The 18,619-nt window shown below is 45.8% G+C and carries 22 protein-coding genes; 17 read left to right on the top strand and 5 right to left on the bottom strand.

Annotated elements, in window-relative coordinates; all coding sequences use genetic code 11:
• Positions 1-5 precede the first annotated feature (5 nt).
• Genes CLV59_RS22130 through CLV59_RS22120 form a run of 3 tightly spaced genes read left to right on the top strand, consistent with a single transcriptional unit; the run spans position 6 to position 3,215 of the window.
• Positions 6-1,241 carry an efflux RND transporter periplasmic adaptor subunit gene (locus CLV59_RS22130; RefSeq protein WP_111594270.1) on the top strand — a complete coding sequence of 412 codons (1,236 nt, stop codon included), beginning with the start codon at positions 6-8 and terminating at the stop codon, positions 1,239-1,241.
• On the top strand, positions 1,238-1,984 hold the full coding sequence (locus tag CLV59_RS22125) for an ABC transporter ATP-binding protein (protein ID WP_111594269.1): 747 nt from the start codon (positions 1,238-1,240) through the stop codon (positions 1,982-1,984). The genes CLV59_RS22130 and CLV59_RS22125 overlap by 4 nt, the downstream gene beginning before the upstream one ends.
• A gap of 10 nt (positions 1,985-1,994) precedes the next feature.
• On the top strand, positions 1,995-3,215 hold the full coding sequence (locus CLV59_RS22120; RefSeq protein ID WP_111594268.1) for an ABC transporter permease: 1,221 nt from the start codon (positions 1,995-1,997) through the stop codon (positions 3,213-3,215).
• Positions 3,216-3,218: 3 nt separating this feature from the next.
• Here CLV59_RS22120 and CLV59_RS22115 read toward each other — a convergent pair whose 3' ends face one another.
• Positions 3,219-4,148: a DUF6268 family outer membrane beta-barrel protein gene (locus CLV59_RS22115; protein WP_111594267.1), complete on the bottom strand. Its 930-nt coding sequence runs from the start codon at positions 4,146-4,148 to the stop codon at positions 3,219-3,221.
• Positions 4,149-4,296: 148 nt separating this feature from the next.
• Here CLV59_RS22115 and CLV59_RS22110 point away from each other — a divergent pair, with 148 nt between their 5' ends.
• Positions 4,297-4,797, top strand: a complete 501-nt coding sequence (locus tag CLV59_RS22110) for a hypothetical protein (protein ID WP_111594266.1) — start codon at positions 4,297-4,299, stop codon at positions 4,795-4,797.
• Between the two features lie 76 nt (positions 4,798-4,873).
• On the opposite strand, the gene CLV59_RS22105 is transcribed toward CLV59_RS22110, so the two are convergent.
• Together CLV59_RS22105 and CLV59_RS22100 are read right to left on the bottom strand one after the other, a co-directional pair.
• Positions 4,874-5,293, bottom strand: a complete 420-nt coding sequence (locus CLV59_RS22105; RefSeq protein ID WP_111594265.1) for a VOC family protein — start codon at positions 5,291-5,293, stop codon at positions 4,874-4,876.
• Between the two features lie 100 nt (positions 5,294-5,393).
• The gene (locus tag CLV59_RS22100) at positions 5,394-5,834 is read right to left on the bottom strand and encodes a hypothetical protein (RefSeq protein ID WP_111594264.1); all 441 of its coding nucleotides are present in this window, start codon (positions 5,832-5,834) and stop codon (positions 5,394-5,396) included.
• Positions 5,835-5,856: 22 nt separating this feature from the next.
• Here CLV59_RS22100 and CLV59_RS22095 point away from each other — a divergent pair, with 22 nt between their 5' ends.
• The 4 genes from CLV59_RS22095 (at position 5,857) to CLV59_RS22080 (ending at position 8,408) form a co-directional block, all read left to right on the top strand.
• The gene (locus CLV59_RS22095; RefSeq protein WP_111594263.1) at positions 5,857-6,348 is read left to right on the top strand and encodes a 2'-5' RNA ligase family protein; all 492 of its coding nucleotides are present in this window, start codon (positions 5,857-5,859) and stop codon (positions 6,346-6,348) included.
• Between the two features lie 77 nt (positions 6,349-6,425).
• Positions 6,426-7,013 carry a Crp/Fnr family transcriptional regulator gene (locus tag CLV59_RS22090; RefSeq protein WP_111594262.1) on the top strand — a complete coding sequence of 196 codons (588 nt, stop codon included), beginning with the start codon at positions 6,426-6,428 and terminating at the stop codon, positions 7,011-7,013.
• Positions 7,014-7,143: 130 nt separating this feature from the next.
• Positions 7,144-7,926, top strand: coding sequence for an alpha/beta hydrolase (locus CLV59_RS22085; RefSeq protein ID WP_111594261.1), 783 nt, complete (start codon positions 7,144-7,146; stop codon positions 7,924-7,926).
• Between the two features lie 2 nt (positions 7,927-7,928).
• The gene (locus tag CLV59_RS22080) at positions 7,929-8,408 is read left to right on the top strand and encodes a DinB family protein (RefSeq protein WP_170137872.1); all 480 of its coding nucleotides are present in this window, start codon (positions 7,929-7,931) and stop codon (positions 8,406-8,408) included.
• Here CLV59_RS22080 and CLV59_RS22075 read toward each other — a convergent pair whose 3' ends face one another.
• Together CLV59_RS22075 and CLV59_RS22070 are read right to left on the bottom strand one after the other, a co-directional pair.
• On the bottom strand, positions 8,409-9,155 hold the full coding sequence (locus tag CLV59_RS22075; protein ID WP_111594259.1) for an XRE family transcriptional regulator: 747 nt from the start codon (positions 9,153-9,155) through the stop codon (positions 8,409-8,411). It abuts the gene before it with no gap.
• Between the two features lie 56 nt (positions 9,156-9,211).
• Entirely contained in the window at positions 9,212-9,427 is a 216-nt protein-coding gene (locus tag CLV59_RS22070) for a YwbE family protein (RefSeq protein WP_317048650.1), read from the bottom strand.
• A gap of 43 nt (positions 9,428-9,470) precedes the next feature.
• On the opposite strand from CLV59_RS22070, the gene CLV59_RS22065 reads away from it, so the two are divergent.
• The 9 genes from CLV59_RS22065 to dinB all read left to right on the top strand — a co-directional run bounded on the left by CLV59_RS22065 (position 9,471) and on the right by dinB (position 18,614).
• Entirely contained in the window at positions 9,471-10,076 is a 606-nt protein-coding gene (locus CLV59_RS22065; RefSeq protein ID WP_111594527.1) for a pseudouridine synthase, read from the top strand.
• A gap of 16 nt (positions 10,077-10,092) precedes the next feature.
• A complete protein-coding gene (xseA, locus tag CLV59_RS22060; RefSeq protein WP_111594257.1) occupies positions 10,093-11,451 on the top strand; it encodes an exodeoxyribonuclease VII large subunit in 1,359 nt (452 codons plus the stop codon).
• The gene (gene xseB / locus CLV59_RS22055; RefSeq protein ID WP_111594256.1) at positions 11,444-11,647 is read left to right on the top strand and encodes an exodeoxyribonuclease VII small subunit; all 204 of its coding nucleotides are present in this window, start codon (positions 11,444-11,446) and stop codon (positions 11,645-11,647) included. The genes xseA and xseB overlap by 8 nt, the downstream gene beginning before the upstream one ends.
• A 48-nt stretch (positions 11,648-11,695) precedes the next feature.
• On the top strand, positions 11,696-12,259 hold the full coding sequence (locus tag CLV59_RS22050; RefSeq protein WP_111594255.1) for an HPP family protein: 564 nt from the start codon (positions 11,696-11,698) through the stop codon (positions 12,257-12,259).
• 89 nt (positions 12,260-12,348) lie between these two features.
• Positions 12,349-12,741 (top strand): DoxX family membrane protein, encoded by a 393-nt coding sequence (locus tag CLV59_RS22045; protein WP_111594254.1) that lies wholly within the window; start codon positions 12,349-12,351, stop codon positions 12,739-12,741.
• A gap of 179 nt (positions 12,742-12,920) precedes the next feature.
• A complete protein-coding gene (locus tag CLV59_RS22040; protein ID WP_111594253.1) occupies positions 12,921-13,271 on the top strand; it encodes a hypothetical protein in 351 nt (116 codons plus the stop codon).
• Positions 13,272-13,283: 12 nt separating this feature from the next.
• On the top strand, positions 13,284-13,679 hold the full coding sequence (locus tag CLV59_RS22035) for a hypothetical protein (protein WP_111594252.1): 396 nt from the start codon (positions 13,284-13,286) through the stop codon (positions 13,677-13,679).
• 222 nt (positions 13,680-13,901) lie between these two features.
• A complete protein-coding gene (locus CLV59_RS22030) occupies positions 13,902-17,051 on the top strand; it encodes a glycoside hydrolase family 2 TIM barrel-domain containing protein (protein WP_245950926.1) in 3,150 nt (1,049 codons plus the stop codon).
• A gap of 309 nt (positions 17,052-17,360) precedes the next feature.
• A complete protein-coding gene (dinB, locus tag CLV59_RS22025) occupies positions 17,361-18,614 on the top strand; it encodes a DNA polymerase IV (RefSeq protein ID WP_245950925.1) in 1,254 nt (417 codons plus the stop codon).
• The last annotated feature ends 5 nt before the right edge of the window (positions 18,615-18,619 follow it).

Here is an 18,619-nt window from a genome sequence, read left to right as displayed (position 1 = left end):
AAGCTATGGGAAAATATAAACGACCGATAATTACAGTTGCTATCATCCTGGCATTGCTACTGCTGATCTGGTATTTCTTTTTCAGAAGTACGACCCCTCCGGTCACTTTTGTCACGGATCATCCGCAAATTGGACATATCGCCACCACTGTAACGGCAACAGGTACTATTGAGCCGGTAGATACGGTGGCTGTAGGTACGCAGGTTTCAGGCACGCTGAAGTATTTGTATGTGGACTTTAACTCCCAGGTTAAGAAAGGACAGATGCTCGCACAGCTGGATCAGGTACTGTTCATCGCTGCAGTGGATCAGAATAAAGGACAACTGGACATGGCAAAGAGCCAGCAGGTATATAATCAGGCCAACTTCGACCGACAGGCACAGTTATTCAGAGTAGGCGCAATTAGCCGGGCTGATTATGATAATGCGTTATATATGCTTAATTCGGCAAAAGCGAATGTAGCAGCCAATGTTGCGCAGCTGGCGTCTTCCCAGAAAAATCTCGCACTCACCAATATTATTTCTCCTATCGATGGTGTGGTACTCAACAGAAATGTAAGTATAGGACAGACAGTGGCGGCCAGTTTCAGTACGCCCACACTGTTTGTAATCGCGAAGGATATTACCAAAATGCAGGTCCAGACCAGCGTAGATGAAGCGGATATCGGAAATGTACGGGATAGTCAGCGCGTTACCTTCACAGTAGATGCCTATCTCAATGATGTGTTTTCAGGAAAAGTACAGGAGATAAGGTTACAGCCCACCGTATCATCCAATGTGGTTACCTACAATACCATCATCAATGCGGCCAATGAAAATATGAAGCTGAAACCCGGCATGACCGCTAATGTTACCATTTACACCGCTGAAAAAGACAGTGCATTACTGATACCAGTAAGGGCATTGAAATTCCGCCCTGATTCCGCTGCATTGGCCAAAAACTACAAAGTGATTCCTGCGGTAAAAAAATATAAGGCCGCTCCGAAAGATACCAACGTAATCCATTCCGATCATAAGATGAAAGAAGGGGACGTCAGTTATGTATGGGTGCTGCGGGGTACTACATTGCAACAGTTGCGCATACGGACAGGCCTAAACGACAATACGCACGTGGAGGTTCTACAGGGACTTTCCATGGATGATAATGTGATAACGGGTATGGATGGTACAGGCGGCGTGACCTCAACGGCACAAGGCGGCGCAAACAGTCCTTTCCTCCCTAAATTCGGACGAAGACGATGAGTAAAAAAATTCTTGAAATAGATAACATTCGCCGGGAGTTTCATATGGGAACAGAAACGGTGCGGGCGCTGAAAGGAGTTTCCTTTACAGTCAACGCCGGCGAATTTGTAACCATCATGGGCAGCAGCGGTAGTGGGAAAACAACCCTGCTGAATTTGCTGGGATGCCTGGACAGGCCCACCGCCGGCGATTATCTGCTGGATGGCACCAACGTAGGAAAACTCACCCGCAATGAGTTGGCAAAAGTACGCAACCTTAAAATTGGTTTTGTTTTCCAGGCATACAACCTGCTGCCACGCACATCGGCATTGGAAAATGTGGAACTGCCCTTGTTTTATAATAAGAACATCACCACACATCAACGCCGGGAAAAAGCGATACGCGCTCTGGAGGCAGTGCGACTGAGCGATAGGCTGGATCATACGCCCAGCCAGCTTTCCGGAGGTCAACAACAAAGAGTGGCGATCGCTCGTGCATTGGTGAATGAACCGGTGATGATTTTGGCAGACGAGGCTACGGGTAACCTCGATACCCGCACATCCTATGAAATCATGGCTTTGATGCAGGAGCTGAATCAACAAGGAAAAACCATCGTCTTCGTGACACATGAACCTGATATCGCGGCTTTCAGTAATCGCACTATCATGCTCCGCGATGGAAAAGTACAACGGGATGCCATCAACGAAAACGTCCGTTCTGCTAAAGATGCCCTTGCTTCTTTACCAGCGGCGGATGACTATTAATGCATGAAACATGAGTATATTCAACCTGATACGACTGGCGCTGCTGGCGCTTCAACGCAATAAACTGCGCGCCTTCCTGACCATGCTCGGGATTATCATCGGCGTGGCCGCCGTGATAGCCATGGTGGCCATAGGGCAGGGCTCCAAGGAAAGTATTCAGACACAACTCGGTAATATGGGTTCCAATATGGTGACCATTCTACCCAGTAGTAATGTGGCAGGTGGCGCAAGAATGGACGCTTCCACCATTCAAACCCTCACCTTACCGGATGTTATTGCTTTACAAAAACAGGCGACACTACTCACCGCGGTATCGCCTGTGTCTTCCATAAAAGGACAGGCCATTTTTGGCCCGTTCAACTGGCCGACCACGTTGCAGGGCGGAAATACAGACTACTTCGATATACGAAAACTGAGTGTGGCAGATGGTATCGCCTATTCTGAATCAGATGTGGCCTCTGCCGCGAAAGTTTGCCTGCTGGGAAAAACAGTGGTAGATAATTTGTTCCCCAGTGGAGAAAGTCCTATCGGAAAAGTTATTCGTTTTAATACCATTCCGCTACAGGTGATTGGTACCCTTGTTCCCAAAGGAGTGAGCTCCTTCGGTCAGGATCAGGATGATATTATTGTGGCGCCGTATACTACTATTCAGAAACGTATGTTGGCCACGATTTATCTCCAGAATATCATTGCTTCCGCTGTTAGCGAAGAACAATCTGATGCTGCCGTAGATCAGGTGACAAGTATCTTACGGGAAACGCATCGCCTACGCCAGGGAGATGATAATAACTTCACTGTGAGAACGATGGCAGAACTGATTAAAACACTCAGTTCCACCACCAGTTTACTCACTATATTACTGACAGCCATAGCCGGGATCTCCCTCATCATCGGAGGTATCGGTATTATGAATATCATGTACGTTTCTGTTACAGAACGTACGAGGGAAATAGGTTTGCGCATGTCCATCGGTGCAAGAGGCATCGATATCCTGCTGCAATTCCTCGTAGAAGCCATTATTATCAGCATTACAGGCGGCGTAATTGGCGTCATCCTGGGTGTTTCAGCGTCTACTATCATCACTTTGACGTTAGGATGGCCGACTTTAGTATCCCGCAGTTCTATAATTCTATCCTTTATGGTTTGTGCGCTTACCGGCGTTTTCTTTGGATACTATCCGGCATTAAAGGCCAGCAGACTTGATCCTATAGAGGCGTTGCGCTATGAATAGCGGTTATTTTCTTGCCGTAAAATTCCATCTGAGACCAGTACTGAGATAGTAATTGGTAGCCAGTCGGTGATTAGGTTTTTCACTGAAGATATCTGATAATTTTTTATCAGAGAACGTAACGCCTGCCGCCAATGTACTACCACCGGCGATTACAAAATCAGCATGCTTTCCCAGATGCCAGGTGTTTTCCAGTCCTGCTGTGATTTCAGAATAACCCATCAGGCGTTTGTCGTTCGGTGAGTTGGTAACATCATAAGCAGATCCCCGCATACGAATAGCGAGTGCTAAATCCGTGTATTTATTGAGGTTGGTAGACACGGATATTTTTTCCGGGAAGTTAACATCTATGCTAAACTTGCCGTCAGTTTTCCATTGGCAGAAGAAAGCAGGCATGATCATCGGAGTACCGAAAGCGTTGGTGAGCACACCTCCGAGGCCATAAGCAAAATGACGGTTATGTTGTTTGATGAAGATTACGCCACCTTGTAAGAAGATGTCTTTGCTGGTAATTTCTTCCATATCTGTACCCAGCGAAGCGGCTGCTATGGCCATCATACTCCATCTGTTACGCATGCTACGCATATATTTCAATGCGATAGTCGTTTCCAGTAATTCTTTTGGAAATATAGTTTTAGTATAGTCTTTATTGTCGAGCGTGGTATAGCTGCCGGTTACGCCCATGCTCCAGGAGCGCATTTTGCCGGTAGCCGTATCAATTCGGCTGGCCAGCATAAAGGCGGCGCCGAAGTTATAACGGCGCTGACTGGTAGTAGATGACGTTTTTACACTGTCTTCTGGTCGGATATAATGTGAAGCTGGCAAATAATCTGCACTGATACCAATGCCTGGTCCGTTGAGAGAAGTGGCGCCCAGCTGAGCTACAGCCTGATTGGCAGCGCCTAATAAAAGCAACAAAGGGAGTTTCTTAATCATGTCTAACGTTGTAGATTTAGAGATTGACACGAACCCATCCCTGGTACCCCTACGCCGCTGTAAATTATTTTTTGAAAAGCGTGATTTAAACAATTGTAAAGAATGCGTGTTAAATTCCTACAAAATCTGACCCTGCAAAATCCTTGATATGAGATATATTTTACCCCTGTTGCTGATATGCCTGGTACATACGGTATATGCGCAGGTTAGTGATGATGATCTGAAAACGATTCACCGTATTTTCGGTAAAGAGAAGAGAGCGATTGTGGCGGAATACATGGATTTTAGAAACAATACGAATGATCCTTTCTGGTCGTTGTATGATCAGTATGAAGATAACCGGAAGTCGCTGAGCAGAGAGCGGTTGGATATTCTACAGGATTACACCCGCCTGTATGCCACAATGGATGATGAATCAGCTACTTCTCTGGCAAAGAGAACGCTGGCAAATGATGTGGAGTATGATAGGTTCTATCAGCGGTACTTTAAGAAATTCTCGAAGATATTAGGCGGGAAGAGTGCTGCTAAATTCATACAGCTTGAATTATATTTCCAGAATGCGATAAAAACTTCTATCCTAAATTCGATACCCTTTATTGGCGAGTTGGAGAAAAATCGCGATACGTTTCAGCCCAAACATGGGGGCTAATCGCTGACCGCATGAAATAAAAAAGTCTGCACTTCATCGATAGTGCAGACTTTTTTATTACCAATACTATTAGTAGTTATTGTTTCATCGGTAAATTCACCATCCAGCTGACACCGAATTTATCGACCAGCATACCGAATGCTTCTGCCCAGAAAGTAGGCCCGAGTGGCATAGTTACATTGCCACCTTCTGCGAGTCCATTGAAGATTTGGGTAGCTTCCTCTTTCGTTTCCGGCGCTACTGTTACTGCGAAGTTATTGCCGAAAGTAGTGTTATCAAATTTCTTTGGAATGTCGCTACCCATCAGGATGGTATTGCCGATTGGCAGAGATACGTGCATAATTTTATCTTTCTCATCTGGATCGCAGGGATGGTCAGGAGGCATTTCACTGAAGCGGGAGAGGAAGGCAAATTCGCCGCCGAATACTTTTTTATAGTGGTTGAATGCCTCTTCACAATTGCCCTTGTAGTTCAGATAAGGATTTACGCTTGCCATATGATTTTGTTTTTATGGTGGATAATTACAACACAAAGATAACTGCAATTTTATTGCAGTAAGGAGGTGAAATCAGACAAAAAGAGGGGCAAATAAGACATTATAAATCCTCGCGGGTGAGGGCATGGAAAAAGTTCTGTAGCTGATGTACATGGACCAGTGGACGGCCATATGGAATCATTCCTGAAGGGCTTTCTGCCATCGGCTGAAAGCACTCATTTCTGACGCATATATGGATACTGTTTAGTCTGTTATACTTCAAAGAATAGATAGCAGGATCTTCATTATGGGCAGGATCGCCGGCTATGAAACCGAAACTCTCCAGCCAGTTAATATCCAGTGTAATTGGGTTCGCTTTCTGACAGGGAATTTTGCTGAGCGGAAGACCTGTATTATAGATATAGCCCTGCCATACGCCTTCCACAGTGAAGATCGTTTCTTGCATATTACGGTCGTAATATGCCACCAGGTTGCCTGTTCGTATATCTGTTTCTTCAATCACGGGGTTATACCTTTGCTGCAAATATAAATAACAAGCCATTAAATTTATATTGCAGTGGAATATGATTATAACTTTACAATTAGACGCGGCTGCACAACAATATTTCAACGCATTGCGCGCTGCTCATTTTCCGGCGCATGCCAATTACCTGGATGCGCATCTCACATTATTCTATAAACTCCCCGATACGATTCCTGTTATTGATATTGATTTGCAAAACTTTGCGATGCGCACCCCTATGGAGCTACAGGTAACCGGCCTGTTTCACTTCGGGCAGGGAGTAGCGTATACCCTGCAATCCACGGAACTGACAGCCATGCATACTGATATGCAGCAACGCTGGGAACCCTGGCTGATCAGGCAGGATAAGCAGCCATTACATCCACATATTACCATTCAGAATAAAGTTACTGCACATAAGGCTGCCTTGTTATATGAGTCCCTGATGGAATCATTTACCCCATTTACCGTACAGGCGTTGGGGTTACATACCTGGCGTTACCTGAAGGGGCCCTGGAAACCGCTGACTTACTACCCCTTTGGGGTGGTTTAAATAGATGTTGTCCCGTCTTTCGCAATTGGCCTTAAAATATTGCTTATCTTAGGTTATTGTCATGATCGGCCCCCTTTATGGATAAATTTATTGATTACATTCGCAACTACACTGAACATCCCGTCTCTTCACAGGAAAAAGACCTGCTGCAACAGGCATTTCGTCCAAAGAAATTGCGCAAACGCCAATATCTTCTTCAGGAAGGAGACGTCTGCAGGCATCTTTCCCTCATTACGAAAGGCGCGATGCGCCAGTATTCTGTGGATGATAAAGGAGGGGAGCATACGGTGCAGTTTGGTATTGAAAACTGGTGGATGTCCGACAGAGAAAGTTTTGAACTGGGATCGCCTTCCAGGTATAATATAGATGCCTGGGAAGATACAGAACTAATTCAGATCGGATATGAAGATTGGTGGCGCCTGCGCAGCGAAATTCCTGCTATGCGCATCCTCACTGCCGAAATGGATAAACGACATGCGGTGGCCTCACAGAAACGCATACACGCCGCTATTACCCTCACTGCAGAAGAAAGGTACCTGGAAATGATGAAATCTCAACCCGCATTCATCCAGCGCTTTCCACAAAATATGATCGCCTCCTATCTGGGTATATCCCCTGAAACCCTTAGCCGTATTAGAAAACAGGCTTTCCTACGTGGCGACTGACATCTCCCCCTTGATAAAAATCAACGCATAGCTTGATAAATGTCAACCTGCTTTTTTGCCTATTATCATTTTTAGGTTGCTGGTAGTAATTGAACTTTGAAGCATACAATACCAATCTAAAATTGATTGTATGCGAGAAGTGAATACCCGCACCATCCTGATGATACACGGCGCTTTCGTTTGTGCTGCCATGTGGGATAACTGGAAACAGTATTTCGAAAACCACGGTTACAAAGTGGTAGCGCCGCCATGGCCTCATAAAACTGCGCCCGCAGTGGATCTGAGGAGGCGTCATCCGGATCATCTGATCGCTTCGCTCCAACTCCAGGATCTGGTACAGTATTACAGCGATATCGCCAGCGTATTGCCTGAGATACCAGTAATCATGGGACATTCCATAGGAGGGCTTGTAACACAACTATTATTGCAGAAAAATGTGGGCGCCGCTGGCATCGCCATTCACCCCACACCGCCTCCCGGTGTGTATACGCTGAAATCAATGCTACTGAATGCGAGATACAGGCCACTGGAGTACTACATGTCTCCCCAGAATCCTTATCTCATGACCTTCCCCGAATGGCAACGTACTATTACTAACGGGATGGAAGAAAGTGAACAGTTATGGACCTACGAAAAATATGCAGTACCAGAATCATTGCGGATTTTAAGAGATGGGTCCGGTAGTATGGCCAGGATTGATTTCTCCCGGCCACATGTGCCACTACTGCTGATGGCAGGCAGTGAAGATCGTGTCACACCAGCTTCTTTGGTATTTTCTAACTACAAAAAATATAGACAAAACGGGTATGTGACGCAATTCAGGGAGGCTCCCGGCCGCAATCATTTTGTATTGGGACAGCCTACCTGGGAAGAAGATGCGGCCTATGTACTCCAATGGATCAGAACTTACTAACTATGGAAACTACAGCATTCCTCGATCTAACCCTGTTCAATTGGGAAAGCCAGGTAAAACGGATGACCATGACTTTCGACAGCTTCACAGATGAAGAATTGTATTTGCAGGTAGCGCCTCAGCGGAACCGCGTTATTTACATCCTCGGACATATAACGGCAGTACATGATATGCTGTTGCCATTACTGGGGCTGGGAGAACGCATGTATCCGGAACTGGATGCCTATTTCATCACCCATCCGGATGATCCGGAGAAAGAACTGCCTGCTCCCGCCAAACTGAGAGCTTGTTGGAAGGATGTAAATGCTACGGTATTACAGCATTTCCGCACGTTGCCGCCTGCTGCATGGCTGCAAAAACATACCATGGTTACACAGGAAGAATTCGAAAAAGAGCCGCACCGTAACCGGTATAATGTCTTGCTGTCGAGATTGACGCATATATCTTACCACCTGGGACAGCTGGTATTGGTCAATCGCTGATTAGCTGGCAATAGCAGGCATTTCACGGCTCACATAGCCGATAAATTTCCAGATTTCCAACACTTCGTTCGCATTCACCCGGAAAGGCTTAAACGCCGGATTAAGGGAGTGCAGACGCAGTGTACCGTCGTGTTTCATAGTGTTGTCCACCATCTTGAAGAGAATATCATCTTCCTCTTTCAAAATCACAACACATGGCATATCCTGTTTAATCAGACTCCAGTCGTCCACATATTGCGCAATAACGTGACTGCCATCGGGAATAGGTAACATACTGTCACCGCTCACCGGAAACATACGAATGGTTTTTTCGCGTGGAAGTCCTGGTAACGTGAATTTAGGCAGATTAGCAATAAATTCAGGATCATTGAAACCGCGGCGATAGCCGGCCTGGGCTTTCACCGGAACAAACTCCATATTCTCCTCATTGTCCGTATTCACAGTAATAGGAAGCACACGTATATGCCTGCCCGTTATATCCAGGGAAGACGTGGTTTCCATTTCGTACAGTTGCTCGGCAGTAAGATCGGAGAGAGATGTTTTAATCAGATGATCGATGGTAATATTGAAATAGGTAGAAATCCGTACCTGATCTTCCATGCGAGGATTCTTTGTTTTCCCGCTTTCCTGTGCTGCCAGTCGTCCTTTCTTGATACCGGTGGCATCTGATAACTGTTGCTGCGTTAAGTTTTTCCTTTTCCTTAAGAACCTGAGATTTCCTGCCCAGTGAAATAAAGACTGATCCATTTCGTTTTAGTAAGCTGTTGAGTTAGTAAGTTGGGTATGGGCAAATGTAATGACAATTATCCTATAATCTCTACCACGCGCCCTATCTGGCCATCTTCCAGGCGCACTTTAATACCACGGGAGTGATAGGCAGCAGAAGTCAGCAGATCCTTTACGATGCCGTAGGTCTTTTTTCCGCTGCGTTGATCTTTCTTCAGGATGATGGCCACTTCCAGGCCAGGGAAAACATCTTTTCTGTATTGTCCGTCCATATTATTGATTCTCTGCGACAAAGGTAGGCTTTTCAGCGCCCAATTCTTTACATTTGCGCCTATTATGAACAACAGTGGTCATCGGTACTTCATTATACACAAGCCTTATAACATGGTTTCCCAGTTTATCAGTCCTCATAACGTGCGCCTGCTTGGGGATCTGGACTTCGATTTTCCGGAAGGAACGCATGCCATTGGTCGACTGGACAATGAATCAGAAGGGTTGTTAATCCTCACCACGAACAAGAAAGTCACCAAACTGCTGTTTGAAAGCGCCATTCCGCATAAACGGACCTATGTAGTGAAAGCCAAGTATTATGTCACAGAAGAAGAGGTACAGCGGCTCCGCGATGGCGTTGATTTACCGGTAGGCGTACATGAAGTGTATACTACCAGACCCTGTGAAGTAAGGATCGTGCCGCAGCCGGAAGGACTGGAACAACGACCGGGCGATTATAACAACAATCCGCATACCTGGCTGGAACTCACGCTAACAGAAGGGAAATACCACCAGGTGCGTAAAATGCTGGGAGCTATCCATCACCGCTGCCAGCGCCTGATCCGTACCTCTATTGAATCGCTGGAACTGGGAGACCTGAAATCCGGTGCAGTAAAGGAAATCCCGGAAGAGGAATTCTTCGCCCAACTGGGTATTACAGATTACCAGTAAGCGCTATCTTCGTATTATGAGTATTCACCAAGCCATCCGTCTTTCTGACCTGACTACCAGTATCAGGAAAACCCTGCAACAAGCATTCGCAGGGCAAACCTACTGGGTAAAGGCAGATGTGACCAGCTATGCCTGGTATGGGCAAAAGGGAGTACATTATTTCGACCTGGTAGAAAAAGAGGAGCAGGGCGCAGGCATTATTGCACGCGTATCCGCAGTGGCCTGGGGGAGTGGAGCCCAGCAAATACGGGCTTTTGAGCTGATAACCGGCCAACAGTTCCGTAATAATATCCATGTGTTGGTATTGGTGTCCGTTTCCTATCATCAGGTACATGGACTGCAGGTGAATGTGCTGGATGTAGATATCAATTACACTATCGGGCAGCTGGAACAGCAGAAGCAGCAAGTATTACAGCGTTTACTCCAGGAAAACCCGGATGCCATCCGGATGGAAGGAGAACGATATATCACCCGCAATCAGGAACTGCCTTTATCGGCGGTTATTCAGCAGATCGCAGTGGTCACCTCCGGTAACAGCGCGGGGTACCAGGACTTCCATCATACGCTTGTCAATAATAGTTTCGGATATACATTTACGTTAGACACGTACTTCACTGTGGTGCAGGGAGAAGCCAATGCAGAGTTGGTACAACAGCGAATGGTGGAGGTTTTCAGCGCCGCTAAAACCTATGATGCCGTAGTGATTATCCGGGGCGGCGGCGCGCAAACGGACTTTCTGTTATTTGATAGTTATCAGCTAGGTAGAGTAGTAGCGCGGTTTCCCATCCCTGTGATAACAGGCATAGGACATCAGAAAAATGAGACCGTCGCCGATATGATGGCACATACCGCTACAAAAACGCCAACAAAAGCAGCCGAGTTTATCATTGCCCATAACCGGCAATATGAAGATCAGATCCTGCAAATGCAGCAACAGATCCTAATTCGCAGCCAACAGCTGATTGCAGCAGATAATAAAGCTCTCAATATATTACAGAATAGTATTGCGCATAATGTAAGATCCATTCTGGAAAGGAATAAAGAAGAGCTGTTGCATGCGCGACATAGCATAGCTGCCGGCGCCCAGCAGGTGATACAGGATCAGAAACAACAAATGCAGTATTTTGCAGGGGGACTAGCATCCAGGCCCAGAGCGATTCTACAACATGAAGAAAGTAAATTGCAACAGCAACAATTACTGTTCCGTATGTTGGACCCTGAAAGTATTATTCGAAGAGGCTTTGCACTGATATATAACGGAGATGGGCTGTTAAAGCGGGCAGCAGATGCTACTCCCGGCGAGGATATCACCATCCGCATGCAGGATGCAGACCTTCGGGCTATTGTACAATCTAAAATCAATAAAGATGAGTGAAGCACTGACATATGAAAATGCTTATCGGGAGCTACAGGAAATAGCAGAGGAAATAGAGATGGAAACCGTTTCCGTAGATCTGTTGGCGGAGAAAGTAAAACGGGCAGCCCTCCTCATTAGTTTCTGCCAGCAAAAGCTGCGTGCTACTGAAACAGAAGTAAATAATATCATCCGGCAGATGGATACTGGAAAATAGATCCTTTCAAATCATGGTAGCAAGTACTATTTTTGCGCCACGATTATTATGAAACACAGGATTAAACGAGGTATTCGTGTAGCCCGGTATGTCATGTACCGCGAAACCTTAATAGACAAACAAAATATTATCTGGTCATTTATTGGCGCATTTACCGGTATTGCTGTAGTAGGATTGCTTAGTCATTTTTATCTGCCCGTAAAAGATAATCTCTTTCTCATTGGATCTTTCGGCGCTTCTGCCGTTCTAATTTATGGTCATACGCAAAGTCCGCTGGCACAGCCCCGCAACCTGGTAGGAGGACATATCCTTAGCGCCATAGTGGGCGTTACGATAAGGTTTCTCATTCCCTGGCCGGAATGGGAATGGCTGGCCTGTGCGCTGGCTGTCGCCCTGGCACTTATTGTCATGCAAATGACGAAAACAGTGCATCCTCCCGGTGGCGCTACAGCATTGCTGGCCATTGCCGGATCGCCGGCTATACGAAAACTGGGTTACTGGTATATACTGAGCCCGGTAGGCAGCGGAGTGGCTATCATGCTGCTGATCGCAGTGATAGTCAACAACATGACCTCCATCCGTGAGTATCCCGCCAATAAACGTTGGTGGTAGTACCGCAAAATTATACAGGAAATTAGCCTGATTATACCATTTTGAAGCGAAGCAGGGGATTCATCTTTGTGTCATCAAAAACAACTGACATGAATACCACTGTTTATTTGCTTTTACGATTTGCCATCGCCGCCAGTATGCTCGGGCATGGACTCGTACGCCTTCCCAAGCTGAACGGATTTAGTGCCTGGATGGTGCAATCATTTGAGAAATCCATGCTTCCGCATGCGCTGGTACTGCCTTTCAGCTATGTGCTTCCTATTGCGGAATTTATCATCGGTCTGCTTTTATTGGTAGGATTAGGCACCAGGATCGCTCTCATTGCAGGGGGAATCGTAATGGCTACGCTGATTTTTGGAAGTGCCCTTATCGAAAGCTGGGACTATATCACCGGCCAACTGGTACATGCCGCTTTCTTCGCTATACTGCTGCAATATATTAACAGCAACTCCTACTCCCTGGATAAAGTATTCAATAAGTAAATCTTCGTTTCAGTATCCTGAAACCAGCCCCCGGATAATTTCTTCCGGGGGCTTTTTTGTTCCACAATCATTTACCAGCCTTCTTGATATCTTTCGTGTGATTTGTAGTTACTAAACTTTCAGAATGTTTTGAAAATTCGGAAATGTTGTATAGCTTTGTTTCATCAAACAGCAACACCATGAATCTCCTGGCCTACATCATATATCTGCTGATCACCTGGGTGATTACTGTACAGGTAGGATGGTTGTTCTACCGCAACGGAAGAGTGTTTATCCTACATGCCATGCATGGAGATGTGGCGAGTACAGATGCGATCAACAGGATCTTACTGATTGGATATTACTTGTTGAATATAGGATATGCCACCATGATGATTAGTACCTGGGCGCCCTTGCACAGCTGGAAGGAAGTGATAGACAGCGTATCGCGGATGACGGGTTTTATCATGCTGACACTGGGCATTATACACTGTTTCAACATGCTGGTGATTTATTTCTTAGGAAAGAAAAACTTTCATCTCCACCTATAAAATTACAACTATATGCACACCACCTTCAACTACATTGCCTACCTGATTTACCTGCCAGTGGTGATATTAGTCACCTGGAGAGTAGCCTACACCCTGTTCAAAAACAGTAAAGTGTTTATGATGGATATCTTCCATGGCAAAAGCGACATTGCGCTATCTACCAATAAATTATTTGAAACGGGCTTTTACTTGCTGAACCTGGGTTTTGCCTTCTGGATCATGCAGATCGCGACGATTGGAAGTCAGCAGGAATTGCTGGAAAAACTCAGCGCTAAGATCGGCGGATTCTTTATTTACCTGGGTGTAATGGTCTTTTTTAACCTGTATTTATTTTTCAGGGGAAGGCGGGTTTCTAATAACAAAGGACGGTTGGCCCCTGTTCCGGACCCGCTTTTTCCTAAAGCCTAAAGCCTGGCCTCATTCTAAAGCTTGAATATTGAAGTGTAAGGTGGTAAGTCCCGCTGGCATAATAGCTGGCGGGCTTACCTTTTTAAGAAACTTTACATGTAGAAGTGTATTTTCTACGCTCATCACATTTTTTGACATCTTTCATAAATAAATCTTTTCTTAGCACCCGTGCTGAAGGAACCGAAGCTGTAGCAACAGACGCTGTAAATTTTATCTGGAACAATGAAAGGAAAATTAATGATGGCCACCTGCATGGCGCTCGCTATGGCAGGTAAGGCACAACAACTGCCTTCCGAATTACAAACGCCGGAAGTCGTGTCCGTAAACAGGATGCCGATGCGCGCATCTTCGTTTGCTTTTGAGAGCCAACCCCTGGCACAACAGGGTGCAAAGGAAAAATCAGCCTGGTTTATTTCCCTGAATGGTCCCTGGAAATTCAACTGGGTACAAGATCCGCGCAAACGCCCTACAGACTTCTATCTACCTGATTATAACGACAGTGGATGGGATACGTTTAAGGTGCCTGCCAACTGGGAAGTGAATGGCTATGGCCTTCCTATTTATGTCAATCATCCATATGAATTCACCGGACACGCCAAGAAGGGCGCTGCCTTGAATCCTCCGTTTGATATTCCGGAAGATAATAACCCGGTGGGTTCTTATCGCCGTAAATTTCTCCTGCCAGAGAATTGGAAAGGTCGGCAGGTATTTATTCACCTGGGCGCTGTGAAATCCGCTTTCTATATCTGGATTAACGGTAAGAAAGTGGGATATAGTGAAGACAGCAAGCTGTCGGCCGAATTTGATATCACAAAATATTTACAACCGGGAGAGAATCTGGTGGCGCTGCAGGTATATCGTTGGAGCGATGGCTCTTACCTCGAATGTCAGGATATGTGGCGTATTTCCGGAATAGAAAGAGAAGTATATCTCTATTCTACGCCTAAACTGGATGTAAGAGATTTCAAAGTTTCTTCTTCGCTGGACCCAAGCTATACCAATGGTTTATTCAAACTGGATCTGGAAGTCAGCAATTACCGTATTGATCAGCGTACCAATCACAGTAAGCCAGATACATTTGCCGTGAGTATTGATCTGGTGGATGCTGCCGGAAAATCCGTTTACAAAGATGAAACTACCGGCATACAGCGTGTGCTGGGTAATTATAAATCGAATGTAGCTTTCAGTAAAGAGATTCCGCAGGTGAAAACCTGGTCGGCAGAGACACCATATCTCTACACCCTCTACATTACGCTGAAAGATAAGACAGGAAACATCATCGAAGTAATCCCTCAGCGGGTAGGCTTCCGTTCTATTGAGCTGAAAGACCGCAACTTCCTCGTAAACGGCAAACGTGTTTTCCTGAAGGGTGTCAACAGGCATGAACACAATGCCACACAAGGACATACCCTTACCCATGATGACATGCGCAAGGATATGGAGATGATGAAAAAACTGAACGTAAACGCAGTACGTCATTCACACTATCCTCCGGACCCATACTGGATGCAGCTTTGCGATGAGTATGGCCTATATGTAATTGATGAGGCTAATATTGAATCGCATGGTCGTTACTACGATCTTGGCTATACGCTGGCGAATGATAAGCAATGGCGTATGCCTCACCTGGAGCGTGTTTACAGGATGTATGAACGGGATAAAAACCATCCTGCCGTTATTACCTGGTCATTGGGAAATGAGGCTGGTAACGGATGTAACTTCTATGAAGCATATGATTACCTGAAAGCCCATGATACTCGTCCGGTGCAATATGAGCGTGCCGAACACGATTATAACACCGATATCATTGTACCGCAATATCCTAGTCCAAATGGACTGATCCGCTACTCGCAGCATAATCCCGACCGTCCGATGATTATGAGCGAATATGCGCATATCATGGGTAACAGCTTAGGTAACTTCCAGGAATATTGGTCGGCCATAGAGAATAATCCTTACCTCCAGGGCGGATTCATTTGGGAATGGATTGATCAGGGAATTGACACCGTGAAAAATGGTAAGCGTATACTGGCGTATGGCGGCGACTTCCCGCTGAGCGGCCCTGTAAACGAAACCTTCAGTGATAATAACTTCTGTGTGAAAGGCGTGGTGACTGCGCATCGCGGTCTGACGCCAATGGCGATTGAAGTGAAGAAAGTATATCAACACATTAAAACTACGGTAAAGGATAAACGAATTATTGTACGTAACGGTTACTTCTTCCGTGATCTCTCCAATTATCAGTTGAACTGGGAATTAGCGGAAGATGGTAAAATAGTAGAACGCGGCACTATCCGTGATCTGAAGATCGCACCGCAGGATTCGTTGACATTTGATATTACCTCTAAAACAAAAATCGCTGACAGTAAAGAATACTTCCTGAATGTGCGTTATACGCTGAAACAGGAGGAGCCTTTCCTGCCTGCCGGTTATGAAATGGCGGCAGAGCAATTCGCCTGGAATCAGCCTGTACGCAATGCTGTGCCAGAAACGACTGCAGGTAAATTGGGCATGCAGAAAACCGGAGATAACCTTCAGGTGAAAGGCGGTAATTTTGAGCTGAATTTTGATATGAAGAAAGGGATACTGGTATCCTACATCTTAAACGGAGACGCAGTTATTCAAAATGGTCCTCAGCCGGCTTTCTGGCGCGCTCCAACAGATAATGATATCGGCGCTAATTATAACCATTCCCTCCGCAACTGGAGAGATGCTTATGAAAAGGCCATTATCACTGCCACCAATGAGGTAGAGAATGGATCAGTTGTAGTAGTAACCTTTAAAGCTTCTTTACTGAACGGGGATGCCGTATCTGAGCAGACCTTCAAAATCTACCCAGATGGAACAGTGAATGTAAACAACAGCTTTGATGGCTTGAAAGGCGATCATAAAATGTTGCTGCGTTATGGTACGGATCTGCAACTCGCTAAGCAATATGATCAGATCAGCTGGTATGGCCGCGGCCCATGGGAAAACTACTGGGACAGGAAAACGGCTTCCCTCATAGGCTTGTACAATGGCGATGTAGCGGGACAATATTTCCCATATGCGCGTCCGCAGGAATCCGGTAACAAATCAGATGTCCGCTGGGTTACAATGACCAACAAAAAAGGAAAAGGTATCCGCATAGAATCGAATACAGTATTCTGTTTCTCGGCATTGCCTTATAGTCTGGATGACCTGGACCCAGAAGCAGATAAAAAGCAGTATCACAGTGGCGAACTGGTAGCAAAGGACCGCATCTATATGCATGTGGATCTGTTGCAATCGGGCGTACAGGGTATTGATAGCTGGGGCTCGCAGCCGCTGGAGCAATATCGTATTCCGTTTGCAAAGCAGCGTTACAGCTTTACAATCAGACCAATAAAATAATTTTGTGGCAAGCAAATAGGAAAGGGGCTGTCTCGTGAGAGACGGCCTTTTTTTTCGCGCGGATTTTTTTCACGCAGAGCAGCAAAGGGGCAAAGCAGCAAAGTAGCAAAAGATTGTGTTTGCTGGTTGTTTCTCGCAAAGGGCGCAAAGAGGCAAAGCAGCAAAAGATTATGTTTTGTTGTATGTTAAGCCCGCAAAGGCCCTTTTGGGTACTTGCTCTTTATTGGAGAAATTATATAAATAAGGTGAGTTAGTAGTTTAGTCCTTTGCGGGCTTTTTTTAAGCAACAAAACATAATCCTTTGCCCCTTTGCGCCCTTTGCGAGAAAAAACGACAAAACGTAATCATTGCTGCTTTGCTGCCTTGCTGCTCTGCGAGAAAAAACCAGCGCCGCAGGCGCCCGCCCGCATGAATTCTGCGTATCTTTGTAGCCTTGTATTCATGGAGAATAGTAATCCAATCGTTCGCAGAAAGATCATTCATATTGATATGGATGCTTTTTATGCCTCTGTAGAGCAGCGGGACAACCCGTTGTACAGAGGGAAGGCGATTGCTGTGGGCGGAAGTCCTGAAGGGAGAGGAGGCGTAGTGGCTACGGCGAGCTATGAAGCGAGGAAGTTTGGGGTTCGCTCTGCTATGCCCAGCAAACGTGCCCTGCAAATGTGTCCGCATTTGATTTTTGTGCGTCCTCGTTTTGATGTGTATAAAGATGTGAGCCGAAAGATTCGTGAAATTTTCTCCCGTTATACCGATCTGATTGAGCCTTTATCATTGGATGAAGCCTACCTGGATGTTACGGAAGACAAGCTGGGAATTGGTTCTGCCATTGAGATAGCGCAGCAGATCAAGCAGGCAATACGGGATGAACTTCATCTGACTGCATCTGCCGGAGTATCTACGAGTAAGTTTGTGGCCAAAGTGGCGTCCGATCTGCAGAAACCGGATGGACTGACCTTCATAGGACCATCCGCCATAGAAGGGTTTATGGAGCAGTTGCCAGTAGAGAAATTCCATGGCGTAGGCAGAGTGACAGCAGAGAAGATGAAGAAAATGGGACTGTTTACAGGCGCTGATTTGAAGAAGCTCACGGAACAACAGCTGATACAATATTTCGGGAAGGTAGGTTCTTTTTATTATCGTATTGTTCGCGGGATAGATGACAGGGCTGTACAGCCGCATCGCGAAACCAAATCTGCCGGCGCGGAAGATACGTTCCCGCATGATTTGACAGACATTGCGGAGATGCATGCAGAGTTGGCAAAGATTGCAGAAACAGTAACGAAACGTTTGGAGAGACACCAGCTAAAAGGGCGGACAGTGACCTTAAAAATAAAGTACAGCGATTTCCGTCAGATTACAAGGAACCAGTCCTTTCCTTATCCCATCAATGATTATCAAACGATATTAGATACTGCCAAACACTTGCTGGCAGGAACATCTCCTGGGGAACAGCCTATCCGGTTGTTAGGAATAACTTTATCGAATTTTGGGGAGACGACAGTGCCACTGGGCAAAGAAGGGCCATCGCCACAACTATCACTATTCAATTTTGAGGAGGAATAAAACAA

It is taken from the genome of Chitinophaga dinghuensis, from assembly GCF_003259435.1.
Taxonomy (GTDB): domain Bacteria; phylum Bacteroidota; class Bacteroidia; order Chitinophagales; family Chitinophagaceae; genus Chitinophaga; species Chitinophaga dinghuensis.
This window is presented reverse-complemented; position numbering and strand designations above follow the sequence as displayed.